A 26,697-nucleotide genomic window follows, 5' to 3' on the forward strand; every position below is an offset into this window, starting at 1 on the left:
GGAGGTTGCGGTATCCGGCCCGCCCTGATGCCGCGACTTCCAAGACCCCGAGTGGATCAAGCGCTCAACCCGGCCCTCTGCGCGGTCAGCGCGGGCGGCGGGCACCAGCGCGGGCTCCGCGCGGTCAGCGCGGGCGGCGGGCGGGGTCAGAGCGGGCGGCGGCCGGCGAAGCCGCACTCGGCCCGGTGGTACCAGCGCACGTCGGAGTCGCCCTCCAACCAGCACCAGAGCACGGCGCGGCCGTCGCGCTCGCCGGGAAAGTCGAGCAGGACCGGGGCGATGCCCTTGACCTGGATGTCGTGCTGGTGCAGCTCGTCGACGACGGCGTGCAGTCGGGCTTCCAGCCCCTTGACCTCGGCCAGCCCACCGAGCGCGCTCACACCGTGGTCGGCCAGGTCGACGCGCAGCTCGGTCAGGTCGGCCCGGACCCGGATCAACTCGTCGATGCGCGGCTGCAGGGTGGCCACCAGGTGCCGGGCCTGGGCAAGTGTGAACACCGGGCCAGTATGCGGCACGCACGGCCCCGCGACGCACCCCAACGGCCACCCGGTTTGTGGCCGTCCCACGCAGAACGGCCAGCGGGTCAGTCGGCCTGGGCGGCCAGCTCCCGGGCACGATCCCGGGCGGCCTCCAGCGCGGCGAGCAGTGCCGCCCGTACGCCGTGCTTCTCCAACTCGCGGATCGCGGAGATGGTGGTGCCGGCCGGCGAGGTGACCGCCTCGCGCAGCTTGACCGGGTGCTCCCCGGAATCCCGCAGCATCACCGCGGAACCGATGGCGGTCTGCACGATGAGCTCGTGCGCCACCTGTCGGGGCAACCCGAGCAGGATTCCCGCGTCGATCATGGCCTCGACCAGCAGGTAGAAGTAGGCCGGCCCGGAGCCCGAGAGCGCCGTGACCGCGTCCTGCTGTGACTCGGGCACCCGGATCGTCTGACCGAGGGGCTTGAACATCTCCTCGGCGAGCGCCAGGTGCGCCCCGGTGGCGTGCGCGCCCGCCGAGATCGCCGTCATCGCCTCGTCGACGAGCGCCGGGGTGTTGGTCATCACCCGGACCACCGGGGTGCCCTCGGGCAGCCGGCGATTGAAGAAGCTGGTGGGCAGGCCGGCGCAGAGCGAGATGACGAGCTTGTCGGCCGGCACCTTGGGGCCGATCTCGTCGAGCAGCGCGGCGGCGTCCTGCGGCTTCACCGAGACCGCGAGCACCGCCGCCTCGTCCACCGCGGTCAGGTTGTCGACGACCCGTACGCCGTAGCGGGCGGTCAGTTCGTCGGCGCGGGCCGGCCGGCGGGCGGTGGCCAGCAGCCGGTCCACCGGCCATCCCGAGCGCAGTAGCCCGGAGAGCATCAGCTCGCCGATCTTGCCCGCGCCAATGACCGCGACCGTGTGCACCCCGGCGGACATGTCGGCCCGTACCCCCTCGCGTCTGGTCGTGGCACGGCGGACCCGCGGGCCCGCCGTGCCACCAACTGTCGATCAGCTACCGAAGAAGACCTCGGCCTCGACGTACCGCTCCAGCGGCACGGTCTTCAGCTCGCGGGTGGCCTCCGCGAGGGGCACCCGGACGATGTCGGTGCTCTGCATCGCGACCATCTTGCCCCAGTCGCCGTCGTTTACCGCGTCGATGGCCTGCAGGCCCAGGCGGGTGGCGAGCACCCGGTCGAAGGCGGTCGGGGTGCCACCGCGCTGGATGTGACCCAGCACCACGGTGCGGGCCTCCTTGCCGGTCTTGGCCTCCAGCTGCTCGGCGAGCCACTGGCCGATGCCGCCGAGGCGGACGTGGCCGAACGAGTCCAGCTCCTGGTTGGCGAGGACCATCTGGCCGTCCAGCGGCTGGGCGCCCTCGGCGACCACGACGATCGGGGCGTACTGGTGCTGGAAGCGCTTCTCGACGTAGCCGGCCACCTGGTCGACGTCGAACTGCCGCTCCGGCAGCAGGATCACGTTGGCGCCGCCGGCCAGGCCGGCGTGCAGGGCGATCCAGCCGGCGTGCCGGCCCATCACCTCGACGACCAGGGTGCGGTGGTGGCTCTCCGCGGTCGTGTGCAGGCGGTCGATGGCCTCCATCGCGATGTTGACAGCGGTGTCGAAGCCGAAGGTGTAGTCGGTGGCGCCGAGGTCGTTGTCGATCGTCTTCGGCACGCCGACGACCTGCACGCCCAGCTCGTAGAGCTTGGTGGCCACGCCGAGGGTGTCCTCGCCGCCGATCGCGATCAGCGCGTCGACACCCTGCTCGGCGAGGTTGTCCTTGATCCGCTCGACGCCGTTCTCGATCTTGAACGGGTTGGTCCGGGACGAGCCGAGGATGGTGCCGCCGCGGGGCAGGATGCCACGGACGTCCGCGATGCCGAGGGGCCGGGACAGACCCTCCAGCGGGCCCTTCCAACCGTCCCGGAAGCCCACGAACTCGTGACCGTAGGTGGCGACGCCCTTGCGGACCACCGCCCGGATGACCGCGTTGAGACCTGGGCAGTCGCCGCCGCCGGTGAGCACGCCGATACGCATGATCCGCTCATCCTCCTGGAGCATCAGGTAAAGCCCGAATTGCCCCAGGGTATGTGTCAGATCAGACCATCGGCGCCGTTGCCGGCCCGGGGCGGGCCGTCACTGCGCACTGTAGTCGGCCCGCCGGTGCGACGACAGCGCGCCCCGGGCCGGCGGGCCGACGAGCGCTGCTCAGAACGTCACCTCGTGGTTCTCGCCGGCCTCCGGCGGCCGCCCGGTGACGGCGGCCTTCGCGTAACCGAGCAGGTTGACCACGGCGCTGTTCGCCGAGTCCCAGTACTCGGCGGAGCTGGCGTGCACCTTGATCAGGGTGAGCCCCGGGGTGTCCAGCCCGTCGGGGAACCACGCCTTGAGCAGCGGGTTCCACAGCCGCTCGGCGCGGGCCCGGTCGAGCCCTTCGGTGGCGGTGCCGGAGATCGACACCCAGGCGTTGTGCCTCTGGTCGGAGAAGGCGACGTTTACCTCCGGATTCACCCGGAGCTGGCGGACCTTCGCCGACTCGGCGGAGGCGAAGAACCACAGCTCGCCGTCGAACTCGGCCTCCTGGAGCCCCATCGGCCGGCTCACCTGCCGACCGTCCAGGGCGGTCGTGGTGAGCATGCAGATCCGCGCGGCCCGGGCCAGCTCGGTGACCCGGGCTCGCGCCTCGGCGGCGCTGGTGGGCTGGTTGCTCATGGCACTCTCCCTCGGATCGGCTGGTCGAACCGATGCCCGGGACAGAACCGGTCAAACCTAGGACGGTACGACCGCCGCTCAGCGGAGCGTCATCGCCCGCCGGCCGTCATCGCCCGCCACCGGGCCAGGTTGTGCCGGGCATCGACCAGAGCGTCGTGCCGGGCCGCGTCCGCGTCCGGCAGGGTCGGCCGGCCGCTGTCGTCCCAGAGCTGCCGCAGCTCCTTGGTGTAACGGGGAATCTCCCGGGGCAGCGCCGGCATCGCACCCCAGAGCTGGGCGAGCACCACGTGGTCGTACGCGGCGTACCAGGCCCACAGCTCCAACTGCTCCCCCGGCCGGTCCCGGACGGGCTCGACCAGGAAGTCGAACAGGTCGTCGCGGATGCGCTCGCGCGACCGCCAGGCCCGGTCGGCCGGGGACGGCAGTTTGTCCAGCACGTTGCGCCGGACCCAGGGCACGGCACGGGAATCGTCGAACTCCGTGGAGACCGCGTAGAACTCGCGGCCGTACTCGTCGACGACACCTATCGAGACGAGGTCGACGGTGGTGCCGTCCTCGATGAACTCGCAGTCGTAGAAATAGCGGTAGACCATTCCGACCATCCTCGCCCACCGCCGCCCGGTCGCGCCCGGCGGGGCCGCCGCATCGCTGGTGACAGGCCGGATCGGCACTTCAACGAGGGTACGCGGCAGCTCGCGACGGTCACGGAAGTGCTTCGAGGGGTGTACAGCAAGCGACCGGACCGTCATGATCTGATGTGTACCGCTACCGGATGCCGAATCGGTGTCAGTTCACCTTGTCAGGGCCATCAGGTTCACCCGGTGAGCGAGTTTGTGGTCCATGACCGGGGAGGGGTTGGGCCGTGGAGATGCGCCTGCCGGAGCCGGGTGACGCGCTCACGGGTGTCGAGATGTTCGCTGGTTTGGAGCCCGAGGTGCGGCAGCGCGTCATCGCCGCCGCCGTTCCGCGCACCTACCGCAAGGGCCAGTTGCTCTTCGTGGAGAACGACCCGGGTGAGTCGCTCATCGTGTTGCGCCGCGGGGCGGTGGCCGTCTTCCGCACCGCACCCACAGGTGAGCGGGCCGTCCTGTCGGTGATCCGTCCCCCGGACGTGCTCGGCGAGGTCTCCCTGCTCGACGCGTCCACCCGGTCCGCCTCGGCCGAGGCCATCGAGGACTGCGCGGCGCTCGCGCTCTCGCGGGGCGCGTTCATGGAGCTGGTGCACTCCAACCCGCGCATCCTGGACGCGGTGATGCGCTCGCTGGGCGGGCTGATCCGCCGGCTGACCGAGCAGAACGCCGACCACGTCTTCCTCGACCTGCCGGGTCGGGTGGCCAAGACGCTTGTCCGGTTGGCCGGCGAGAGCCAGGCGCCGATGATCACGATCGAGCTCAACCAGAGTCAACTGGCCGAGATGGCGGGTGGCTCCCGGCAGAGCGTCAACCAGGCGATCGGTTCGTTCGCCAGCCGTGGCTGGCTGCGTACCGAGGGGCGCCGGATCGTGGTGACCGACGTGGCCGCGCTGCGCCGCCGCGCCGGCATGAACGACCGCTGACACCTCACCCGAGCAGCACGAAACGGCCGGGCAGCCCCGTGGGCGACCCGGCCGTTTCGGCGTCATCGGCGTGGGGTCACGCCCCGGAGCTGCCCGGCCCGGCCCACTTGTCCGGACCCTTGCCGTCGCCACCCGGGCCGTGGGTCTGCTCGCTGACGATGCCCTTGGCCTGGAGCGTGGCGAGCGTGGCGGCGTCGACGTCCACCGAGTCGCCCGCGGAGTGGCTGACCCCGTTGCCGTCGGTCCAGTCGCTCTCCAGCTTGACGTACACCATTGACCTGTCCCCCTCTGGTCCCTGATCGATATCTGCCGCCTGAATCTAGTCGGTCAGCACCCTCGGTGACTGTCCACAAACCAACAGGCCGGTACCTGACAGGGGCCGACGGGGGCGATACTTCTGGGCAGGGGACGCCATGGGCGTCGACCCGTTCACCTCTGGGGGATGTCATCGCCGCGCAGTGTGGACGCTGTGGCCGCACGGCCGCCGACGGGGACCGCTTCTGCGGCGGCTGCGGCGCCGAGCTGGGCGCCGTGTGCCCGCACTGCCTGCGCCCACTCGCGTCGGACGTCACGTTCTGCACGTCCTGCGGGTCGCCCCGGCCGGGCGCGGACCGACCGGCCGCCGTCACCCCGCAGGAGGACCGCCGCCGGGTGAGCGTGCTCTTCGTGGACCTGATCGACTTCACGCCGTACGTCGAGCGCACCGACCCGGAGCAGGTCCGGGGCATGCAGACCGGGTTCTTCTCCGCCGCCCGGCGGGTGGTCGGTCAGTACGGCGGGGTGGTGGAGAAATACATCGGAGACGCCGTGATGGCGCTCTTCGGCGCCCCGATCGCCACCGAGACCGACGCGCTGCGCTGCGTACGGGCCGGTCTGGAGCTGCAACGGGTGCTCACCCGGTTCGCGCCGACCGGCAGCACCGAGATGCGGTTCCGGGTCGGGGTGGCCACCGGCGAGGCGCTTGTCGACGTGGCCGCCGCGCGCGACGGCGGACAGGCCATCGTGGCCGGTGACGTGGTCAACACGGCCTCCCGGATGCAGTCGGTCGCGCCACCCGGTGGGGTGCTGATCTGCGGCACCACCCACGCGCTCACCAAGGACGCGATCCGCTACGAGGAGCAGCCCCCGGTCACCCTGCGCGGCAGGTCGTCGCCGACCGAGGTGTGGCTCGCCCTGTCCCCGCTGCGTCGCCAACCCACCGACCGGGAGCCGGACACCACGCCGCTCGTCGACCGGGAACACGAGCTGGGAATGCTCGTCAACGCCCTGCACCGGTCGCTGCGCGACAGGCGACCGCAGGTGGTCACCATCTTCGGCCGCGCCGGCATCGGCAAGAGCCGGCTGCTGCGCGAGCTCTACCGGCACACCGGTCGGCTGGTCGACGAGCCGCTGACCTGGCACACGGGGCGCTGCCCGCCGTTCGGGGAGAACGTCACCTTCGCCGCCCTCGCCGACATCGTGAAGTCCGAGGCCGGCATCCTCGACACCGACCCGGCGACAAGCGCCGCGCAACGGCTGACCGCCGCGGTGGGCGAGCTGATCGGCCCGGGTGAACGGGACCGGGTGGCGGACGCGCTGCGCCCGCTGGTCGGGCTGCCCGGCACGCCGCTGCCGGCCGAGGAGGCGGAGTCGGCGTGGCGTCGCTTCCTGCTGGCGCTTGCCGTCCGGCGTCCCACCGTGCTGGTCTTCGAGGACCTGCACTGGGCCGACGACGCGATGCTGCGCTTCGTGGAGCTGCTCGGGGCGGCGGCCCGTGACGTGCCGCTGCTGCTGCTCTGCACCGCCCGCCCGGAGCTCGTCGACCGGGACCCGAGCTGGGCCGGGTCGATCACCGGCTCGGTGACGATCACCCTGCCGCCACTGCGCGACACCGGCATCGCCGCCCTGTACGCGCACCTGTTCGGCCAGGCGGCGTTCTCCGCCGACATGCTGACCCCGTTGATCGAGGTGGCCGGCGGAAACCCGCTCTACGCCCACGAGTACGTCCGGATGCTGATCGAGCAGGGGGCGCTGCGCCAGTCGGGGCGGGGCTGGTCGCTGGACAAGCAGCTTGAGCTGACCATGCCGGAGAGCGTGCACGCGGTGATCGCCAACCGGGTGGACCTGCTGGACGCCAAGGACCGCGCGGTGCTGCTCGCCGCGTCGGTGGTCGGGGTGCAGTTCTGGCCCGGCGCGGTCGCCGCCGCGCTCGGGCAGCAGATCGAGTCGGTCGAGCGTTCGCTGCGCCGACTCGAACAGCGCGACTTCGTGCACGAGCAGGCCGCGTCGACGATGGCCGGGCAGGCGGAGTACCGGTTCCGCCACGTGCTCGTCCGTGACGTCTGCTACCAGCGGTTGCCGCGCACCGAGCGGGTGGCCCGGCACGAGCGGGCCGCCGACTGGCTCGACGCGCTGTCGCACTCCCGCGACACCGACCTGGCCGAGGTGCTCGCCCACCACCGCTGGGCGGCGCACGAGATCGCCCGCTCGCTGGAAATGCAGGTGCAGCGCTACGCCGGGCCGGCGCGGCAGGCGCTGCACCGGGCGGCCCGACGGGCGTACGCGCTGCACGGGTTGGACGCGGCGGCCAGCCACGCGGGCCGGGCACTCGGCCTGGCCGACGACAGCGACCCGGTGGGCCGGCTCCAGTTGGAGCTGCTGAGCACCGAGATCTCGTTCTACCGGGACGGCAACGCGTTCCTCTCCGGCGGCGGTCCGGAGCAGGTGCACACGCTCGCCGACCGGCTGCTGTCGCACGGCGACAACGCCTGCGCCGCCCGGGCGTGGACGCTGCTCGGCCAGGCTGCCTGGCTGCGGGCCGACCGCGGCGACGCGTTGGCCTGCCTGGACCGCGCGGTGCAGTTGTTCGAGCCACTACCGGACACCCCGCAGAAGGCGGACGCGTACGCCGAGATGGGCCGGCTGCACATGCTCAACTACGAGCGGGACCCGGCCGTGGCGGCGGCGGACACGGCGGCCGAGATCGCCGAGCGGTTGGGCCTGACCGAGACCCGCACCAACGCCCGGATCACCGCGGCCACCGCCCGCTACCAGTCCGGGGACCGGGTCGGCCTGGACGAGCTGCACGCGATCGTCGAGTTCGCCCGCGCCGGTCAACTGCTGGCGCTGCCCCGGGCCACCCAGAACCTCGCCTGGGCGATCCGCGAGGAGGGCGACTGGCTGCGGTCGAACGCCCTGCTCTCGGCCGCGCCGGCGCGGACCGCCAGCGGTCAGACCCTGACCACCAGCTACTCGGCGGAGGCGATGCGCGCCTGGTTCGACGGCGACTTCGGCCGGCTCCTCGCGGCGGCGGAGGCGTTCGTGGACACGCCCACCGGGAGCTGGGACATGCAGGTGCGCGGGTTGCGCTGCTGTCTGCTGGTGCTGCGCGACGACGAGGATCCGGACGACCTGACCGACGCGTTGGACACCGCGCGGCGCAGCGGGTTCCACCGGCTGCTCTGGACGATGCTGAGCATGGCCGCATTGTGTCGGGCGTTGCAGGGGCGGGACACCGAGGCGGCGGAGCTGATCGAGGAGCTGGATGGGTGCTGGACGGCCGTGCCGGCTCTGGCCAGCGGCGAGTGGATCGCCGCGGCCGCGTACGCCGCCGCCCTGAGCGGTCGCGACGCGGCGGTGCGGGTCCGCACGATGCTGGGCCGGGTCGGGCACCGCACGCCCTGGTCGGAGGCGGCGTTGCGGACCGTGACGGCGGCCCTGGCCGCGGCGGACGGCGACCACCGGCGCGCCGCCGAGCTGCACCTGGCCGCCGCCGAGACCTACGGGCGGATCCCGGACGTGAGCGACCGGGTGTTGGCGCTCGCGCTGGCGGCGGCGGAGCTGGCCCGCGCCGGCGACCCGGCGGGCGCACGGGCGACCCGCGCCGAGGTACGCACCTTCGCGCTGCGCAACGACGCCCCCGGCCTACTGGCTCTCGCGGGGCGACCGATCAGCCCGACCGGTCCCGCCGTGGCCTGCTGAGCGGCGACTCGCCATCCGGGACCACCAGGTCCATCCCGCCTCTCGGTCCTCGATCGTTCGTCGGTGCGCAGCGTGTCGGCCGCCCGAGTGCCAACGATCACCGAGATGGCGCTGGTCGCGCAAGAACGGACAAAGGACCCCGGTCGCGACCTGCGGCGGCAGCCGTGACTTTGGAAGACGCGACACAACGCACTCCCGGAACCATGCCCTGACGTGTCACGATTCAGAGCACGGCGTGCGGACGGGCGTCGAGGGCCGCGCCGCGAGGCGCTTAAGGGGGATGTCCGGGTGTCAGCGGGTGGTGCCCGCCGGGGACGGCGGGACAACGGGCTCGACGCGAACGAGTACGCCGTCGTCGGCGACGTCGATCCGCGCGTCGGCGAGCACCTGCTCGACGTGCTGGCCGCCGGCGGGATCGCCGCCTACCTTCAGCCCTCGGCCGACCTCAACCCGGTCACCCGCACCACCACCGTGCCGGCCCGTCCGGTCGACCGGCTCTACGTCGACCGCTCGCACCTGACCACCGCACGGGACTATCTGACCCAGCTCGCGGACGAGACCACCCCGGAGCAGCCGCCGGCGCGCGACGAACCGGACATCGACGCCGAGTGGGCGCGCATCGTGGCCGGCTTCCACACCACCTCGACGACTAACGAGCACCCGTGGCCGGCCGCGGAGGACGTGGACGAACGGGACGCCCGGGACGAGCCGACCGCAGGCCCGCTGGCCCGCGCGGGCACCGACGAGCCCGGTCCGACCGCCACCGACACCCGCCGGCTGCCCTCCGCCACCGACATCTCCGGGATCTCGGTGGGGCGCGGCACCCAACCGGACGAGCCGTCGCTGCTCGACGGGCTGGACACCTTCGGGGCCAACCTGCCCGACGACGAGGACGACGAGGGTTACCACCCGCCCCCGCCACCACCGCTGCCGCGGGTCAGCAAGTACGCGGTGGTCGGCGTGCTCGGTGTGGTCCTCGGTTTCGTGCTCTTCCTCTTCCCGTCGCTGATCCCGGTGGACCGCTCGGCGGTCACCCTGTTCGGGTTCACCGGCATCCTGGCCGGTTTCGTCACGCTGATCTGGCGGTTGCGCCCCGGCGACGAGGACGACGACGACCCGGACAACGGCGCTGTCGTCTGATCCTGGCCCGCATCCCGGGACGGCTCCGACCCGCCCGGGGCGTAACAGTGGTGTAACTTACTGTCAGTAGGAATACCGCTGTACGTCACTTCCCCCGCTGACTGACCGGTTTTTCCTTGCTCGTGGCGGTCAGTCCTCTGCTGATCGGAATGCCCGAGATGCGACAGAGTTCTCTCGTGGTTGTCGCCAACCGCCTCCCCATCGACGACAGTCAGGCGCCCGACGGGGCCTGCGAGTGGCGGCGCAGCCCGGGTGGGTTGGTGAGCGCGCTGCACCCACTGCTGCGACACACCCCGGCGACCTGGGTCGGTTGGGCCGGCGGCACCGGTCCGGCCCCCGCGCTACCGGACGTCGACGGCGTCCGGATGCACACCGTCGCGCTCAGCCCGGAAGATCTGCGCGACCACTACGAGGGGTTCGCCAACGCCACCCTCTGGCCGCTCTACCACGACGCCGTCGAGCAGCCGCAGCATCACCGTCGGTGGTGGGAGGCGTACCAGCGGGTCAACAAACGCTTCGCCGAGGCGACCGCCGAGGTCACCGAGCAGGGCGGGGTGGTCTGGATCCAGGACTACCACCTGCAACTGGTCCCCGGTCTGCTGCGCGCGCTCCGTCCGGACCTGCGCATCGGCTTCTTCCTACACGTGCCGTTCCCGCCGCCGGAACTCTTCATGCAGTTGCCGCGTCGGGCCGAGCTGCTGCGCGGGATGCTCGGCGCGGACCTGGTCGGCTTCCAGCGGGTGCAGGCGGCGCACAACTTCGCCCAACTGGTGACCAGGGTGCTGGATCTGCCGGCCACCGACCGGCGGATCGGCGTCGACGACCGGGTCGTCCGCATCGGCGCGTTCCCGGTCTCCATCGACACCGCCGAGATGGGCGCGCTCGCCGCCCGCCCCGACGTGGCCGCCCGCGCCCGCCGCCTACGTCAGGACCTCGGCGACCCCCGGCAGGTCATCCTCAGCGTGGACCGGATGGACTACACGAAGGGCATCGAGCAGCGCCTCAAGGCGTACAGCGAGTTGCTCGCCAGCGGCGACGTCAAGGTCCGCGACACGGTGTTGGTGCAGGTCGCGATGCCGAGCCGCGAACGCGTCGGCCAGTACCAGATCCTGCGTGAGCGGATCGAGCGCGAGGTGGGCCGGATCAACGGCGAGTTCGGCCGGGTCGGCGAGCCGGCGATCCACTACCTCACCCAGCCCTTCGACCGGGCCGAGTTGGCCGCGCTCTACCGGGTCGCCGACGTGATGGCGGTGACCCCACTGCGCGACGGGATGAACCTCGTCGCCAAGGAGTACGTGGCCGCCCGGGTGGACGACACGGGCGCCCTGCTGCTCAGCGAGTTCGCCGGCACCGCCGCCGAACTCTCCCAGGCGTACCTGGTCAATCCGCACGACCTGGAGGGGCTCAAGCAGGCCCTCTGCGCCGCGCTGCGGGCCAGCCCAGCCGACACCACGCAGCGGATGCGGGCGATGCGTGCCCACCTGGAGGAGCACGACATCCGGGCCTGGGCCCGCTCCTACCTGCACGCGCTTGACGAGCGCGGCGCCCTGGTCAGCCGCCTGACCAGCACCGACGCCGCCAACCCGGACGCCGACGCCGCCGCTCGCGTGCCGCGACCCGCCACCCCCACCGCCAGCTCGGCCACCCACCCGGCCAGCGGCTGACCAGCCCCGCCGGGACGGCCGGCCGCGCGACCCACCCCGCCGGGACGGCCGGCCGCGCGACCCACCCCGCCGGGACGTCCGCGCGGCGGCGAGCACCCGACCGGCGCGCGGAGCGCCCGGGTGCTCAGTGCCCCGTGGGCTCCTTCTCCAGCCAGTCCAGGATCGCGTCGATCGGCTCCGCCCACCGCGCGTCCAGCATCAGGTCGTGGCCCATTCCGGGAAAGAGCAGCGGGGCCGAATCGAAGCGGCGGGCCACCCGGGTCAACGTCGACGCCGGCACCACCCGGTCGTCCGGGCTGCCCAGCACCAGCACCGGTGGGGCGCCCACCGCCGGCTCGGCCTCCGGCTCGCCCAGCAGAGCCCACTGCGCCCGCCGGCCCGCCCGGCCGAGTCGTCCGACGTACCGCCGGGCCTCCTCGTCGGGCAACTCGCGGCTGAACAACTGCCCCCGGTTGAGCCGCAACGGCCCGCCGAACACCGCCGGCACCGTGCCCCCCGGGTTGCGGCGCAGCGCCGCACCCAGCACTCCCCAACCGCCGAAGACCGGCGCCACCAGCACCGCGGCCCGCGCCGGATAGCGGGCCAACGCGTGCGCCACCACCAGAGCCCCGGCGCCGTGCCCCACCAGCACCGCCTGGCGCGGCAGGCCCGCGGCCACCTGGACCACATCGTGCGCGTACGCGCGCAGCGTCGCCTCCGGCGCCGGCTCGCTGCCGCCGTGCCCGCGCAGGCTCACCGCGGACGCCGGGAAACCCCGCGCTGCCGCGTGCCCCAGCCAGTGCTCGGCGAACGCCCACGCGCCGTGCCCGAAACCGGGGACGAAGAGCAGCGGCGGACGTCCCTCCTCCAGCTCGGGAAGGGCACTGAGCACCTCCCGCCGGGCCGGTCGGACCGGACGCGACCACTCCCGGCCCCGCATGATCCGCAGCTCAGTCACTGGTCTGCCTCTCGTTCGCGACTACCGGGCCCGCTCACTTGCCCTCCAGGTCGACAAGGGCGCGCTGGACCGCGCGCAGATAGTCGGCGTGACCGACCTCGAACCAGTGCCGGCTGCTCTCCTTGACCTTCCCGGAGTATCGCTCCCCGGCCCGGGCACGCACCTGGGACGCGAACGCGGCGGCCCGCTCCGGTCGGTCCCGGCGGGCCCGCAGGAGGCGGGCGAAGAGCACCATCTGCCAGTGCGACAGGGTGAACAACCCGGAATCCGGCTGCACCAGGCCGGCGACCGCGAGCGTCGGGTGCCCGGGGGTGAACGCGTTGAGCCACAGCGTGGGCCGGCCCGCCCCGGCGCTGTCGGCGAACACCGACGCGTCCAGGAACTCGAAGCGCGGCAGGTAGCCGGTGGCGAAGACGACCACCTCGGGGTCGATCTCGCGGCCGTCGGCCAGTTCCACGGCGTACGGGTGGAACCGGGCGACGTCCGGCACCGGGCCGATCCCGCCGTGGCCCACGTAGTAGACGAGCTGGCTGTTCGCGATCGGGTGCGTCTCGTACACCCGGTGGTCGGGCTTGGGTAGGCCGAAGCGGGTCAGGTCGCCGACTGTCAACCGCAGCGTCCAGTGGTAGAGCCACTGCCGCACCCGCAGTGGCACGCGCAGCGCCAGCAGGCTGTCGTTCACCTGGTCGGCGGGCCGGCCGAGCACGTACTTCGGCGCGTACCAGTAGCCGCGCCGGGTGGAGTGCCAGCAGCGCGACGCCTGCTGGGCAGCCTCGACGGCGATGTCGCAGCCGGTGTTGCCGGCGCCGACCACAAGCACCCGCTTGCCGCGCAACTGCGCCGGGTCCTTGTAGGACGAGGCGTGCATGATCTCGCCCCGGAACTCCTCCAGGCCCTCGTAGCGGGGCAGCTTCGGCGACCAGTTGTGACCGTTGGCGATCACCACGGCGGCGTAGCGGGAGGTGCGCTCCGGGCCGTACCCGCCGGTGGAGCGGGTGGTCACGTCCCACCGGTCCACCTCGGCGGGTTGGACCCGGATCACCTCGGTGCCGAACCAGATGTGCGAGCGCAGGTCGAAGTGGTCGGCGTACCGCTCGAAGTAGGACAGCAGCTGACTGTGGTGCGGGTAGTCCGGCCAGGAGTCCGGCATCGGGAAGTCCGGGAACTGGGTGAACGGCTTCGACGAGATCAGGTGGGTGCTGGCGTACACCGGGCTGCGGTCGTGCCGCCAGTTCCAGGCGCCGCCGACGCCGGTCTCCCGTTCGTAGCAGTCCACGCCGAACCCGTGCTCGCGCAGGTTCTTGATGGCCGTCAGGCCGCTGGCCCCGGCCCCGATGACGCAGACCGTGTCGCCCCGGTCGGAGACCGGGCGACTCTCGCTGTTCGCCGTGGGCGAGGTCGCCTCCGGGTCGGGCCGGCCGTGGTCGGTGGAGGTGGACACCGGGACATCTCCTTTTGGTACGGCAGGCGTGCCGGTCGCCGCGAAATCCTCTCCACTACCGGGCCGGATGTCCAGTCCTGCGCCGGACGCGTCGACTGTCGCGCCGGTCGGGGGTCAGCCGGTGGCGGGCAGCAGCAGGTCGACGAGGACCGGGAAGTGGTCGCTGGCCCGGCGGGTCTGCGCGCTGTCCACGACGTCGTAGTCCACGACTGTGATCCGCGGGTCGACGAAGAGCGCGTCGATGCGTCGGCGCGGGTCGGCGCAGGAGTAGGTGAGCCGCTCGGCCCGGTCGGCGGCCACCGCGGCGTCGGTCAACCCCCGTGACACGGTGGCCCAGGCGGGCCCGTCCGGACCCTCGTTGAGGTCCGCCCCGGCCAGCACCGGGCTGGTCGCCGCGTCCAGGCCACGCTTGAACTCGGCGGCCTGGGAGGGTCGCTCGGTCGGGTCGGTGGACAGGTGCGAGCCGGCGAGGGTGAACCGGGCGTCGCCGACCCGGCAGTCGGCGTACGCGGCGCCGCGCAGGTGCCGGCCGGGGGTCAGCGGGAAACGTTGGCACCGGCTGCCCCGCACCTGCACCCGCAGGCTGGTCAGCAGCAGGTTGCCCAGCGCGGGCAGCCCACCGGCGGCCACCACCAGGCCGAACGACTCGGCCAGCGTGGCGGACTTCTGCCGCCACCGGAACCGGCGCGGCCCCTCCTGCACGATCACCACGTCCGGCCGCGCGGCCCGGACCACCGCCGCCAGCGCGGCGGTGTCGTCACGCTGGCTGTGGATGTTGTACGACACCACGCGCAGCGGCACACCCACCTCCGACCGCCTCAGATCCGGCGGGCCAGGTCGGCGGCGCCGATCACTCCGGCGCTGTTGCCCAGCTCGGCGGGGAGCACCTCGGCCACCGGCAGGCGACCGCGCTGGGCGAGCGCGTCGAGGTACGAGCGGCGCGTCGGGCCGAGCAGCAGGTCACCGGCGTCGATCACACCGCCGCCGACAACCAGGGTCTGCGGGTCCAGGATCTGCGCCATGTCGGCGAGGCTGGTGCCCAGCCATCGGCCGATCTGCGCGAACGCCTCGGCGGAGACGGGGTCGCCACCCTGCGCGGCGGCGGTCACCATCGGGCCGGTGATCGCCTCGGCCTCACCGCCGGCCAGGTCGAGCAGCGCGGTGGCCCGGTCGGGCTCCTGCCGGGCGCCGGCGCGGGCGAAGCGCACCAGGGCGCTGCCGCTGGCGTACTGCTCGATGCAGCCGAGCCGGCCGCAGCCGCACTGGTGCCCGTCCGGCACGGCCAGCATGTGGCCCAGTTCGGCGGCGACGCCGTGCGCGCCGCGCATCAGGTCGCCGCCCAGGACGATGCCGCCCCCCACGCCGGTGCCGATCGTAAACATGATCATGGAGTCGTCGGCGTCACGGGCCGCGCCGTAGCGGAACTCGGCCCAGGCGGCCACGTTCCCGTCGTTCTCCACGATCACGGGCAGGCCGACGGCCTCGCTGACGTACTCCCGCAGCGGTTCGTCCCGCCAGGCCAGGTTCGGAGCGAAGAGCACGGTCGAGCGGCTGGCGTCGATCCAGCCGGCCGCACCGATGCCGACAGCCTCGATCGTCCGCCCGGCCGCCAGCTCGCCGACCAGCTCGATGATGACGTCGCGGGTCTTGCCGACGTCATCGGCGGGGGTGTCCCGTCGGGTCTGCACGAGGACCGTGCCGGTGTCGTCCACGACACCGCCGGCCACCTTCGTGCCACCGACGTCGACTCCGATGGTCAGCGTCACCGCTGCCGCTCCCCTCTGCTGTCCGGCCCGTGTCCCGGCGGCATGCCGGTCCGGGTCGGGATGTCCCGCGCTCAGGCGCCGTCGCCCGGAGCTTGCGCCCCGGTGTCGTCCGGCACCCGCGAAGCGGGCACCGCGGGATGAGTGGTCGGTGCCGGTACGGTCGCCGGCCCGGCGTCGTCGACGGGCGGTACGGCGGCCGGGGCGAGTGGGTCCGCCGTCCGGGTGGCGACCGACCAGACATCCCGCTCCGGCGCCGGCTGAGAATCATGCCCGCTGCGGGTGGCATCGCGCCACACGTGTTCGTCGCCGGTCGCGCTGGACCGGTCGGCGGGGGCTGGCTCGGCGAGCACGTCGCCGGTGCTCGCGGCGGGTGCCGACGGTGGCGCGGGGGTCGACGCGGCGGTCGAACCGGAGGGGCTCGTCGGGGACGGTTGCGGCGGGGAGAACGCGCGGAGCAGGCTGGCGACACCCGCCGCGAGATCACCGGCGCCGGTCGCGAGGCGTTCGGCGAATTCCGGACTTGGGTCGCGTAACGCGGCGATGCCCCGACAGACCGGGCAGACGCAGCATTCGGCCGATCCGGTGGCGAAAGCACCGCCGGCGCCGGGACGTCCGCCCGGGTCGGCACTGTGACCGAGGACACCGGCCAGCACCCCGCCCAACGAGCCGAACGCGCCGCCCGCCGAGCCGGCGGAGGCCAGTCGCGCCCCCGCGAGCAGGGTGGCGACCAGCCGCTCCGCCTCTTCCCGGGCCGAACCCGGATCCGTTCCGCCCACCGTCGGCTCCTCTACCGTGCCACCGGACCCGTCACCGCGCCGCACCGGTTGCTTCTACCCGGCGCTTGAGCTGCTTCAACGCGGTGTCCATGATCATCTTCTCGGCCTTGCGCCGAAACATCCCGAGCATCCCCACCGACAGGTCGACCTCGAGCGTGTAGGTCACCGTCGTGCTGCCGTCCGGGTTACCCACCAGGTCGTACGAACCACGCTGGGACTTCTGCATCTTCGAGGGAGCGACCAGGTGCCACTCGATCCGGGAGAGGTCCTCGGCGTAGGAGTAGGCGAGCACGTACTCGTCGGCCATCACCCCGGCGTCGATGGTGAAGCGCACCTGGCTGGCGTAGCCGTCCTCGTACTCCTCCACGACCTCGGCGCGGCGGACCGCGTCGGTCCACTCCGGGTAGGCCGCGAAGTCACAGATGACCGCCGTCACCCGATCCGGTGCGGCGCCGATGATGATCGACTGGGTGGAGGAGTCCGCCATGGGGGGAGGCTACCCGGCAGGCCATGGCTACACGCCGCGCCGCCCCCGCGCGCCGCCCGGGGCCGGGACAGCGCCGGGCGGGCCCTAGGGCGTGTGTCAAAGCCCCTGGCCGGCCTGCGGCGGGCCCAGACGACGACCGGCCGCGTTGGAGATTGGTCCGGATACAACACCGGTATCCGGACCAATCTCCGCCTTGCCGGACCGCCGCCTGGACTCCGCCTCGGCTCGACCGAGGACTTTGACACACGCCCTAGCGGTGTGCCCGTGCTCACCGGGTAGGTTTCGACACAGCCACCGTCCGTCGGCGGCGCCCCGACCGGCCAGTGCGAGCACGAAGGAGTGCAGGTGCGCGAGTTCTCCGTCCCGCCGATCGTCACCGTTGGCGACGCGGCCAACCTCACCGATCCGGTCTGGGACAACGCCGAGGTCGCACCCGACGCCGTCCAGTTCGCCCGCCCCACCCCCGGCGCCACGGGCACCGTCACCACCTGGGCCGAGGTGACCTGCCGGCAGTTCCGCGACGAGGTGGCCGCCGTGGCCCGCGGACTGATCGCCGCCGGCATCGAACCCGGTGTCCGGGTCGGGCTGATGAGCCGCACCCGGTACGAGTGGACGCTGCTGGACTACGCCATCTGGACCATCGGAGCGGTCACCGTGCCGATCTACGAGACGTCCAGCGCCGAACAGGCCGCGTGGATCATCGAGGATTCCAACGCGGTCGCCATCGTGGTGGAGACCGACGCGCACGCCGCCCTGATCGCCGGCATCCGACACCGGCTGCCCGAGCTGGACCACGTCTGGCAGATCGACATCGGCGGGGTCGACCAGCTGGTCAGCAGCGGCGCCACGGTCGAGCTGGCCGAGGTCGAGCGGCGACGCAAGGCGGTCGGCGCCGACGACCTGGCCACCATCATCTACACGAGCGGCACCACCGGCCGCCCCAAGGGCTGCGTGCTCACCCACCGCAACATGTACGCCGACATCGCCAACGCGGTGCCGGTGCTGCCGAACCTGTTCCACGCCGGCGCGTCCACCCTGCTCTTCCTCCCGCTGGCGCACGCCTTCGCCCGGCTGATCCAGATCGGCGTCGTGCAGGCGAGGGCCACCATGGCCCACTGCGCCGACACCAAGGACCTGGTCGCCGAGTTGCAGGCGTTCCGGCCGACCTTCGTGCTCTCCGTACCCCGGGTGTTCGAGAAGGTCTACAACGCGGCCAAGCAGAAGGCCGAGGCCGACGGCAAGGGCAGCATCTTCGCCCGCGCCGAGCAGGTCGCCATCGCGTACAGCGAGGCTCTGGAGACCCCGGGCGGCCCCGGCCTGGCGCTGCGCGCCCAGCACGTGGTCTTCGACCGGCTGGTCTACGGCAAACTGCGTGCCGCCCTCGGTGGGCGGTGCCGCGACGCCATCTCCGGCGGCGCGCCGCTCGGCGCCCGGCTCGGTCACTTCTTCCGGGGCATCGGCGTGACGGTCCTGGAGGGCTACGGCCTGACCGAGACCTCCCCCGCCGCCGCGGCGAACCTGCCGACCGGCACCCGGATCGGCACCGTCGGCCGCCCACTGCCCGGTGTGACCGTGCGGATCGAGGACGACGGCGAGATCCTGATCTCCGGCGAGCTGGTCTTCCAGGGTTACTGGCACAACGAGGCGGCGACCGCCGAGACACTCAGCACCGACGGGTGGTTCCGTACCGGCGACCTGGGCCAGCTCGACGCCGACGGCTACCTGAGCATCACCGGGCGCAAGAAGGAGCTGATCGTCACCGCCAGCGGCAAGAACGTCGCCCCGGCGGTGCTGGAGGACCTGGTCCGGGCGCACCCGTTGATCAGCCAGTGTGTCGTCGTCGGCGACCGCAAGCCCTTCATCGCGGCGCTGGTCACCGTCGACGAGGAGGCGCTGCCGGCTTGGCTGGAAGGCGCCGGGCTGGCCGCCGACACCCCTGTCGAGCAGCTACGCGAGCACGAGGCCCTACGCAGGGAGATCCAGAGCGCCATCGACACCGCCAACCAGGCCGTCTCGAAGGCCGAGGCGATCAAGATGTTCCGGGTCCTGCCCCGCGACTTCACCGAGGCGACCGGCGAGCTGACCCCGTCGCTCAAGGTCAAACGCCAGGTCGTCCACAAGACGTACGCGGCGGACATCGCCGACATCTACCGAGGCTGACTACCATCCGTCACGTGCCCGTATCCACAGCCACCGCACCACACCCGCATCCCCTCGCCGCGGCCGCCCGCCTGGTGATGCTGGCGCTGGTCGCCGTCCTGACCCTCTTCGCCACCCGCGACGTCACCCAGCTCTGGTGGATCGCGCTCCTGGCGGTGGCCGGGCTGCCGTCCCTGCTGGCCCCGCAGCACCGGCTGATCGCGCCGCTGAGTCGGGTGGCCGAGGTGGTGGTGCTGGGCATGGCCGCGAGCCAGGTGGCCGCGGTGGCGTCGATCGGCACCGTCGCCGGGCTCGGCGCGTCGGCGGTGCTGCCCTACCTGGCCGTCCCGGTGACCGTCACCGCGCTGCGCCGTCGCTTCCGCGAAGGCGCCGCCCTGCTCGCGGTCACCGCCGCCACCCTGCTGGTCAGCGGTGCGCTCACCACCGTCGGCGGCGAGCTCCAGCTCGGCCAGCCGGGATACCTCGCGGTCTGCGCGCAGTGGCTGATCCTGGCGGCGCTGGGCCTCTACGCCGCCGGCACCCTGCACCGGGTGCTTGTGGTCCGCGGTGAGGGCAAACCCCAGCCGTACGCCGAGGCGACCCGGCTGCTGACCCAGCTACGGACGGTGGCCCGACAACTGCCCGGTGCCACCCTGGACCCGGGTGGCATCTCCGAGCACCTGCTGGAGGAACTGCGCACGGTGGCCACGGCGGACCGGGGTGCGGTGCTGTCGGCCAGCGGCGGAGGCCGGCTCGTGGTGCTCGCCCAGGCCGGCCTCGACCGGGTGGACTGGGAGACGACGCTGGACGCGGACTCGGCGATCGCCGACGCCTGGGCCAGCCAGCAGGCCACGACGGCAGCGCGCTCGCAGTCCCGCTCACACCGGGGCGCGGACGTGTCCGCGCTCATCGTTCCGCTGGTCGCCGGGGTGCGCACGATCGGGCTCGTGGTGCTGGAGGCGGACACCGCGCACGCGTACCCGCCGCCGGTGGTGTCCCGGGTGACCGCGCTGACCCGCCCGGCCGCGCTGCGGCTGGAGGCGGCGCTGCTCTTCGACGAGGTGCGCTCGCTGGCCACGAACGAGGAACGGCAGCGGCTGGCCCGGGAGATCCACGACGGGGTGGCGCAGGAGTTGGTGATGGTCGGCTACGGCATCGACAACGCCATGGCCACCGTCTTCGACAACGCCGACGAGACCGCCGAGGCCCTGCGTACGCTGCGCGGCGAGGTGACCCGGGTGATCACCGAGCTGCGGCTGAGCCTCTTCGAGCTGCGCAGTGAGGTGGACCGGCAGGGTGGGCTGGCCGCGGCCATCGCCGAGTACGCGCGCACCGTGGGCTCGTCCGGCGGGCTGCGGGTGCACCTCTCGCTCGACGAGTCCACCGCCCGGCTGCCGGCCGCCACCGAGGCCGAGTTGCTGCGCATCGCCCAGGAGGCGGTGACCAACGCGCGCAAGCACGCCGGCGCCTCGAATTTGTGGGTCACGTGCGAGGTCGACCCCCCGTACGCGCAAATAGAAGTGTCGGATGACGGTCAGGGGATGGCTGACCAGCGCCCCGACGGACGGTACGGTCTTGCGATCATGGCCGAGAGGGCGGAACGTATCCGGGGCCGGTTGGAGATCAGGCCGCGGCAACCCAGCGGCACAACCGTGGCCGTGGTTGTTGGCACCTCGTCCCGCCGAGATAACGTGCGCGACAGCGCAGCACCAGAAGGGGAGTAACCCGAGGATGACCACAAGTCCGACACCGGCCACCCGCACCAAGGTCCTCCTTGTTGACGATCATGACCTGATTCGTAAGGGCCTGCGCCACGCCTTCGAGCGCGACCGGCAGTTCGAGGTCGTCGGTGAGGCCGCCACCGCGGCAGAGGGGGTACGCCAGGCCGGCGCCCTCCAGCCGGACGTGGTGATCATGGATCTGCGGCTACCCGACGGCAGCGGCCTGGAGGCCACCCGCGCGCTGCGCAAGTCCAGCGCGTCGATGGGCATCGTGGTGCTGACCATGTACGCCGGCGACGACCAGCTCTTCGGTGCCCTGGAGGCGGGTGCGAGTGCCTTCGTGCCGAAGACCGCCCCGGCCGACGAGGTGGTGGCCGCCGCGCGGCACGCCGCCTCCTCCCCCAGCGCGTTCACCGCCGCCGACCTGGCCGAGGCGATGAAGCGCCGGCTCGCGCCGTCCGGCCCGCAGTTGTCCCCCCGCGAGGGGCAGGTGCTGCGGCTGCTCGCCGACGGGATGAGCGTGGCCGGCATCGCCAAGCAGCTGTTCGTCAGCGAGTCCACGGCCAAGACGCACATCTCGAAGCTCTACGAGAAGCTCGGCGCGGCAAACCGGGCCCAGGCGCTGATGACCGCTCTGCGGCTCGGCCTGCTCGAAGCACCGGACGCGCCGAAGTTCTGACCTGCCCCCGCTCGTACAGCGGGACCTCACGACCGACGGTCCGCGCCGGCTTCGGCCAGCGCGGACCGTCGCGCATCGACCGACGTCGGCGGACAACCTGACGCACGCTATGGTCTGGCGTGCGTGGCGGGTGCACAATACCCGCGCGGGCGACGACGCCCGCGTCGCGAACCGAGGGGTGAATCGCATGCAGCGGCCGGACTGGGCACCCGACACCATCGACATCGAGCGCCCGAGTGTCGCGCGGATGTACGACTACTACCTCGGTGGCTCGCACAACTTCGCCGCGGACCGTGCCGCGGCGCAGGCGATGGTCGCGGCGGTGCCGGAGGCGCCGCTGATGGCCCAGGCCAACCGGGCGTTCCTGCGCCGGGCCGTGCATCACCTCGCCGAGGCCGGGATACGCCAGTTCCTGGACATCGGCTCGGGCATCCCGACCGTCGGCAACGTGCACGAGATCGCCCAGCGGCTCGACCCGCGGTCCCGTGTGGTCTATGTGGACGTCGACCCGGTGGCGGTGGCGCACAGCCGCGAGATCCTCGCCGGCAACGAACGGGCGGTGGTGGTGCAGGAGGACCTGCGGCACCCGGAGGCGATCCTGGCCCACCCGGATGTCCGCAAGCTGCTCGACCTGAGCCAACCGGTGGCCGTGATGGTCGTGGCCGTCCTGCACTTCGTCTCGGACGACGACCGACCGGCCGAGCTGCTGCGGACGCTGCGCGACGCCCTGGCCCCCGGCAGCTATCTGGTGCTGTCCCAGGCCAGCGACGACGGGCGCAGCGACGACGAACGCGCCGAGGCGGAGCGGGTCTACCGGCGCACCGACAATCCCCTGTGGGTCCGTAGTCGGGCCGAGTTGACCGCGCTCTTCGACGGGTTCGAGCTGCTCGACCCCGGTGTGGTGTGGGTGCCCCAGTGGCGACCAGACACCCCGGAGAGCGCGGAGGACGCCGAGCGCGCGGTCTTCATGGGCGGCGTCGGGCGACTCGGTGGCTGAGTCGCCCGAGGCGGCCTCCCGTCCGGGCACGTTCGCCCGTGCCTGGGCGAAGGCGGTCACCGGCACCAGCTACCTGCCGATGACCCAGGCCCAACTGGAAGCCATGCTGGACCGGCTCACCGCGCAACTGGCCGGGGCGTTGCTCACGGAGCCGTTCGACCTGCGTGCCGGGCACCGGGTCGGCGCCGAGTTGGTCGCCGCGCACATCGCCTCGGCGGAGGGGCTGGGTCGTACCGTCGAGGTCATCCAGCTTCGGTTGGTGCGCGACCTCGGGTTGGTGGCCGAGGAGGTCGAAGATCGGATGGCCCGGCTGCTGGCCGCCGTGGCGACCGGCTACGCCCGCGCGCTGCGCGACCGCACCCTCGACGAGCAGGAGTCGATCCGCCGGGCCGCCATGCGGGCCCGGACGCAGGCCGAGCGGGCGCTGCGCGCCAGCGAGGCCCGGTTCCGGCACCAGGCCACCCACGACCCGCTCACCGGTCTGCCCAACCGGACGCTGTTCACCGAGCGGCTCACCGCGGCGCTCAACGAGCCCGGCCGGGGCGCGCAGCGGGTCGGGGTGTGCTTCCTCGACCTGGACCGCTTCAAGGTCGTCAACGACACCCTGGGGCACCAGGTCGGTGACCGGCTGCTGGTCACGGTGGCCGAACGGCTGTCCCACGCCATGGGTGAGCACCTGGTGGCCCGGCTCGGCGGGGACGAGTTCGTCATCCTGGTGCAATGCACCGGCGGCACCGACGACATGGTGGCGGTGGCCGAGACCGCGCTGGAAGCGGTCCGCACACCGGCGCTCGTCGACGGGCACGAGCTACAGATCTCGGCGAGCATCGGCATCGTCGAGCGGCAGGTGGCCGGGGCCAACCCCACCGACCTGATGCGGGCCGCGGACAGCACCCTGCACTGGGCGAAGTCCGCCGGCGGCGCGCGCTGGGCGCTCTACGACGCCGAGCGCAACCAACGCGAGCTGGCCCGGTACGCGCTGTCCGCGGCGATCCCCGCCGCGCTGGAGCGGGGTGAGTTCTACCTCGACTACCAGCCACTGACCTCACTGCGCGACGGCAGCCTGGTCGGCGTCGAGGCGCTGGTCCGCTGGCGCCACCCGGAGCTGGGGGTGCTGCGTCCGGACAGCTTCATCGGGTTGGCCGAGGAGACCGGCCTGATCATCCAGTTGGGCGGTTGGGTGCTGGCCGAGGCCTGCCGCGAGGCCGAGGCGTGGGCGGCCGGCAGCGTCGCCGCCCCGTTCGTCAGCGTCAACCTGGCGGTGCGGCAGGTGCACCGGCCCGGGCTGGTGCAGGAGGTTCGGGCGCTCCTGCGGCAGACCGGCCTGCCGCCGGAACGGCTGCAACTGGAGATCACCGAGAGCACGATGATGAGCACCGCCGAGGAGCCGGTCCGCGCGTTGCGGGTGCTGGCCGACCTCGGGGTGCGGATCGCCATCGACGACTTCGGCACCGGCTACAGCAACCTGGCCTATCTACGGGACCTGCCGGTGACCGAACTGAAGGTCGCCGGGGAGTTCGTCGCCGGCCTACGGTCGCCCTCGGTCGGCCGCACCGACGAGCGGATCCTCGCCTCGCTGGTCTCGCTCGCGCACGCGTTGGACCTGACGGTCACCGCCGAGGGCGTGGAGACCGCCGGGCAGGCCGAGCGACTACGGGCGATCGGCTGCGACGCCGGCCAGGGCTGGCACTTCGGCCGCCCGGCCCCCGCCGATCGGATCCTGGCCCGCATCCGCTGAGCATCCCGGGGCCCACACCCCTCCCGCCCGCCACGTCACCAGGCTGACCGTCGGCGCCGCGCCGAGCGCTCAACCGTCGAGCAGCGCCCGCATCCGTTCCGCCTGCGCCTCCCAGCGCCACTCCCGCTCCACCCAGGCCCGGCCGGCAGCGCCCAGTTGGCGGGCCAGGTCCCGATCGGCGAGCAGTCGGGCCACCCGGTCGGCGAGCTGGGCCACGTCGCGCCCGCGTACGACGTAACCGGTCTCCCCCTCACGGACCGCGTCCGGTGCGCCCCCGGAGTCACCGGCCACCACCGGCAGGCCGGTCGCGGACGCCTCCAGGTAGACGATGCCCAGCCCCTCCACGTCGAGGCCCCGGTTACGGGTGCGACACGGCATCGCGTAGACGTCGCCGGCCGCGTAGTGCGCCGGCAACTCGGCCGACGGCACCGAGCCGGTGAACACCACGTCCCGTTCCACACCCGTCTGGCGGGCCAGCTTCTCCAGCGTCGCCCGGTACGGCCCACCGCCGACGATCAGCAGCGCCGCCTCGGGCACCCGGCGGCGGATCTCCGGGAGCGCCCGGATCAGCATGTCCTGGCCCTTACGCGGCACCAGCCGGGACACACAGACCACCACCGGGCGGTCGGTCAACCCGAGCCGGGCCCGGACCTGCTCGCCGTCCACGGTCGGGTGGTAGGTGTCCACGTCGACCCCGGGGGCGAGCCGGCGCAGCTCGGTCACCCCGTCCAGCACCCGGGCCAGTCGACTGCGGGTGTACTCGCCGAGATAGGTGGTGACATCCACACCCCGACCGATGCGCCGCAGCGCCGGCCGGGCGGCCGGCAGCGCCGCCCAACCAACCTCGTGGCCGTGGGTCTGCGCCACCACCCGGCGTACGCCGGCCCGCCGACGCAGGCCGGCGGCGAGCAGCCCCAACGGGGCCGCCGCGCCGAACCACACCGTGTCGCAGTCGTACGCGCGCGCCAACCGCGCCGCCCTGCGGGCGATCAACGGGGTGGGCAACAGCACCCGGGTGCGCTCCCGGATCACCTCGAACGGCTGGTCGGCGTCGAACTTCTCGGCCCCACGCCAGCTCGACGCGTAGACGACCACCGAGCCGGCCGGTTGCCGCACCGCGAGGTTGTGCACGAAGGACTGGATGCCGCCCGGGCGGGGCGGAAAATCGTTTGTGATCAGCAGCGTGCGGCTCATCGGCCGGCCTCCCGGGCGTACGCGCGGGCGGCGGCCATCCGCTCGACTGTGGACGGGTGCGAGGCCGAGTAGAGGTATTCCCAGCGTGGCGGATCGGGGTCGCCGAGGTTGACCGACCCGAGCCGGCGCTGCATCGACTCGAACGCCTGCGGGTCACGGGTCAGCGCGAGCGCGTGCGCGTCGGCCCGAGCCTCCACCCGTCGCGACATCAGCGCCTGCACCGGCGCGGCGACCAGCCCGGCCACCGTGACGAGCGCCAGCAGTAACGGAAAGGCGCGTGGTTGGGCGACCGAGTCGACGCCGGCCAGCCGCAGCAGCGGCGCCCACAAGCCGAGCAGGTAGAGCGCCACCACGGCGGCGGCGGCACCCAGCGCTCCGGTCAACGTGCCCACCGTCACGTCGGAGTCCTTCGCGTGCCCCAACTCGTGCGCCACCACGGCGGTCACCTCGGCCGGGGTCGCCTCGCGCAGCAGCGTGTCGTAGACGACGACCCGCCGGGTCGGTCCGAGACCGGAGACGTACGCGTTCACCGCCTTGGTGCGCCGGGACGCGTCGGCGACCAGCACGTCGCGCACCGGCACCCCGTCGCGGGCGGCCATGCTCATCAGCTCGGTACGCAGCGGGCCCTGGTCCATCGGGGTGAACTTGTTGAAGACCGGCTCCACAAGCACCGGCAACACGAACGACAGCAGCACCACGAGCAGCGCCGCACCCGCCGCGCCGAACGCCCACCACCAGCGCGGCGCGAACCGGATCACCGCGTAGAAGCCGACGAGCGCCACCGCGCCGATCACCGCGCTGACCGCGTACGACTTGAGCAGGTCGACCGCCCAGCCACTCCAGCCGTTGGTGCTCAACCCGTAGCGGGTGAGCACGCTCTGGCGCCAGGCGGCGAACGGCAACGTCACCAGGTCGGCGACGAGCATCACGGCCAGCCCGCCGAGCACCGCCTGCGCGACCCAGTGCCCCCCGAACGGCCGACCCACCAGCTCGACCAGGCGACCGCCCAGCGGGGTCAGCCCGAGCGCGAGAGCGACGAGCAGCCCCACGGCGAGCGCGGCGTAACCGCCCGGACGCAGCGCGGCCCGGAACTCCCGCCCCTTGGCCACCTGCTCGGCCGGCAGGTCACGCAGCGCGGCGAGCTGGTCGGCTCGCGGGGCCGGCGGTCGGTGCCACGGGATGAACAGCGCGGCGGTCACGACCAGCGCGATGGTCAACCCGGCCAGTGTCAGCAGCGCCCACCCGCGCGGGGTCAACGGGACACCGCCGCGCCGCCGCCGCCCCACGCGGAGCCGCCCCACGCGGAGCCGCCTGACACAGCGCCG

The 26,697-nt window shown here is 72.8% G+C and carries 23 protein-coding genes; 9 read left to right on the forward strand and 14 right to left on the reverse strand.

Features of this window, described 5'->3' with window-relative positions; all coding sequences use genetic code 11:
* Nucleotides 1-146 precede the first annotated feature (146 nt).
* The 5 genes from ACLQ29_RS15505 to ACLQ29_RS15525 form a co-directional block, all read right to left on the reverse strand.
* Nucleotides 147-497, reverse strand: a complete 351-nt coding sequence (locus ACLQ29_RS15505) for a DUF2203 domain-containing protein (RefSeq protein ID WP_393363496.1) — start codon at nt 495-497, stop codon at nt 147-149.
* 86 nt (nt 498-583) lie between these two features.
* Nucleotides 584-1,402, reverse strand: coding sequence for a pyrroline-5-carboxylate reductase (proC, locus tag ACLQ29_RS15510; RefSeq protein WP_393363499.1), 819 nt, complete (start codon nt 1,400-1,402; stop codon nt 584-586).
* Between the two features lie 72 nt (nt 1,403-1,474).
* Complete coding sequence (locus ACLQ29_RS15515; protein ID WP_393364513.1) at nt 1,475-2,503, reverse strand: 6-phosphofructokinase; 1,029 nt, start codon at nt 2,501-2,503, stop codon at nt 1,475-1,477.
* Between the two features lie 171 nt (nt 2,504-2,674).
* Nucleotides 2,675-3,178, reverse strand: coding sequence for a pyridoxamine 5'-phosphate oxidase family protein (locus tag ACLQ29_RS15520; protein WP_425772238.1), 504 nt, complete (start codon nt 3,176-3,178; stop codon nt 2,675-2,677).
* A gap of 89 nt (nt 3,179-3,267) precedes the next feature.
* Nucleotides 3,268-3,771, reverse strand: a complete 504-nt coding sequence (locus tag ACLQ29_RS15525) for a polyadenylate-specific 3'-exoribonuclease AS (protein WP_393364515.1) — start codon at nt 3,769-3,771, stop codon at nt 3,268-3,270.
* Nucleotides 3,772-4,040: 269 nt separating this feature from the next.
* Between ACLQ29_RS15525 and ACLQ29_RS15530 the strand changes: the two genes are divergently transcribed.
* Complete coding sequence (locus ACLQ29_RS15530; protein WP_007463121.1) at nt 4,041-4,733, forward strand: Crp/Fnr family transcriptional regulator; 693 nt, start codon at nt 4,041-4,043, stop codon at nt 4,731-4,733.
* Between the two features lie 76 nt (nt 4,734-4,809).
* Here ACLQ29_RS15530 and ACLQ29_RS15535 read toward each other — a convergent pair whose 3' ends face one another.
* Nucleotides 4,810-5,007, reverse strand: coding sequence for a hypothetical protein (locus ACLQ29_RS15535; RefSeq protein WP_425772239.1), 198 nt, complete (start codon nt 5,005-5,007; stop codon nt 4,810-4,812).
* Nucleotides 5,008-5,180: 173 nt separating this feature from the next.
* Here ACLQ29_RS15535 and ACLQ29_RS15540 point away from each other — a divergent pair, with 173 nt between their 5' ends.
* From ACLQ29_RS15540 to ACLQ29_RS15550, 3 genes are all read left to right on the forward strand, one after another.
* Nucleotides 5,181-8,693 carry an adenylate/guanylate cyclase domain-containing protein gene (locus ACLQ29_RS15540; RefSeq protein WP_425772306.1) on the forward strand — a complete coding sequence of 1,171 codons (3,513 nt, stop codon included), beginning with the start codon at nt 5,181-5,183 and terminating at the stop codon, nt 8,691-8,693.
* Nucleotides 8,694-8,981: 288 nt separating this feature from the next.
* Nucleotides 8,982-9,833 (forward strand): DUF308 domain-containing protein, encoded by an 852-nt coding sequence (locus ACLQ29_RS15545; RefSeq protein WP_425772240.1) that lies wholly within the window; start codon nt 8,982-8,984, stop codon nt 9,831-9,833.
* Nucleotides 9,834-9,991: 158 nt separating this feature from the next.
* Nucleotides 9,992-11,497, forward strand: coding sequence for an alpha,alpha-trehalose-phosphate synthase (UDP-forming) (locus ACLQ29_RS15550; protein ID WP_425772241.1), 1,506 nt, complete (start codon nt 9,992-9,994; stop codon nt 11,495-11,497).
* A 124-nt stretch (nt 11,498-11,621) separates the two neighbouring features.
* Here the strand turns inward: ACLQ29_RS15550 and ACLQ29_RS15555 are convergent, their stop codons facing one another.
* From ACLQ29_RS15555 to ACLQ29_RS15580, 6 genes are all read right to left on the reverse strand, one after another.
* Complete coding sequence (locus ACLQ29_RS15555) at nt 11,622-12,416, reverse strand: alpha/beta hydrolase (protein ID WP_425772307.1); 795 nt, start codon at nt 12,414-12,416, stop codon at nt 11,622-11,624.
* A gap of 52 nt (nt 12,417-12,468) precedes the next feature.
* On the reverse strand, nt 12,469-13,875 hold the full coding sequence (locus ACLQ29_RS15560) for a flavin-containing monooxygenase (protein WP_425772242.1): 1,407 nt from the start codon (nt 13,873-13,875) through the stop codon (nt 12,469-12,471).
* Nucleotides 13,876-13,989: 114 nt separating this feature from the next.
* Nucleotides 13,990-14,676, reverse strand: coding sequence for an endonuclease/exonuclease/phosphatase family protein (locus ACLQ29_RS15565; RefSeq protein ID WP_425772243.1), 687 nt, complete (start codon nt 14,674-14,676; stop codon nt 13,990-13,992).
* Between the two features lie 17 nt (nt 14,677-14,693).
* Entirely contained in the window at nt 14,694-15,641 is a 948-nt protein-coding gene (locus ACLQ29_RS15570) for an ROK family glucokinase (protein WP_425772244.1), read from the reverse strand.
* A 71-nt stretch (nt 15,642-15,712) separates the two neighbouring features.
* Nucleotides 15,713-16,417 carry a hypothetical protein gene (locus ACLQ29_RS15575; RefSeq protein WP_425772245.1) on the reverse strand — a complete coding sequence of 235 codons (705 nt, stop codon included), beginning with the start codon at nt 16,415-16,417 and terminating at the stop codon, nt 15,713-15,715.
* 31 nt (nt 16,418-16,448) lie between these two features.
* Nucleotides 16,449-16,904, reverse strand: coding sequence for an SRPBCC family protein (locus ACLQ29_RS15580; protein WP_425772246.1), 456 nt, complete (start codon nt 16,902-16,904; stop codon nt 16,449-16,451).
* A 345-nt stretch (nt 16,905-17,249) separates the two neighbouring features.
* On the opposite strand from ACLQ29_RS15580, the gene ACLQ29_RS15585 reads away from it, so the two are divergent.
* The 5 genes from ACLQ29_RS15585 (at nt 17,250) to ACLQ29_RS15605 (ending at nt 24,178) form a co-directional block, all read left to right on the forward strand.
* A complete protein-coding gene (locus tag ACLQ29_RS15585) occupies nt 17,250-19,064 on the forward strand; it encodes an AMP-dependent synthetase/ligase (RefSeq protein WP_425772247.1) in 1,815 nt (604 codons plus the stop codon).
* Between the two features lie 14 nt (nt 19,065-19,078).
* Nucleotides 19,079-20,767 (forward strand): GAF domain-containing sensor histidine kinase, encoded by a 1,689-nt coding sequence (locus ACLQ29_RS15590; protein WP_425772248.1) that lies wholly within the window; start codon nt 19,079-19,081, stop codon nt 20,765-20,767.
* A 7-nt stretch (nt 20,768-20,774) separates the two neighbouring features.
* Nucleotides 20,775-21,443: a response regulator transcription factor gene (locus tag ACLQ29_RS15595; RefSeq protein WP_007072219.1), complete on the forward strand. Its 669-nt coding sequence runs from the start codon at nt 20,775-20,777 to the stop codon at nt 21,441-21,443.
* Between the two features lie 187 nt (nt 21,444-21,630).
* On the forward strand, nt 21,631-22,440 hold the full coding sequence (locus ACLQ29_RS15600) for an SAM-dependent methyltransferase (protein WP_425772249.1): 810 nt from the start codon (nt 21,631-21,633) through the stop codon (nt 22,438-22,440).
* Between the two features lie 79 nt (nt 22,441-22,519).
* Nucleotides 22,520-24,178 carry a putative bifunctional diguanylate cyclase/phosphodiesterase gene (locus tag ACLQ29_RS15605; protein WP_425772308.1) on the forward strand — a complete coding sequence of 553 codons (1,659 nt, stop codon included), beginning with the start codon at nt 22,520-22,522 and terminating at the stop codon, nt 24,176-24,178.
* Between the two features lie 69 nt (nt 24,179-24,247).
* Here the strand turns inward: ACLQ29_RS15605 and ACLQ29_RS15610 are convergent, their stop codons facing one another.
* A complete protein-coding gene (locus tag ACLQ29_RS15610; RefSeq protein WP_393363539.1) occupies nt 24,248-25,372 on the reverse strand; it encodes a glycosyltransferase family 4 protein in 1,125 nt (374 codons plus the stop codon).
* Entirely contained in the window at nt 25,369-26,628 is a 1,260-nt protein-coding gene (locus ACLQ29_RS15615; RefSeq protein ID WP_425772250.1) for a M48 family metallopeptidase, read from the reverse strand. The genes ACLQ29_RS15610 and ACLQ29_RS15615 overlap by 4 nt, the downstream gene beginning before the upstream one ends.
* Between the last annotated feature and the right edge of the window lie 69 nt (nt 26,629-26,697).

It is taken from the genome of Micromonospora sp. DT228 (assembly GCF_049841595.1).
In the GTDB taxonomy this organism is placed as follows: Bacteria; Actinomycetota; Actinomycetes; order Mycobacteriales; family Micromonosporaceae; genus Micromonospora.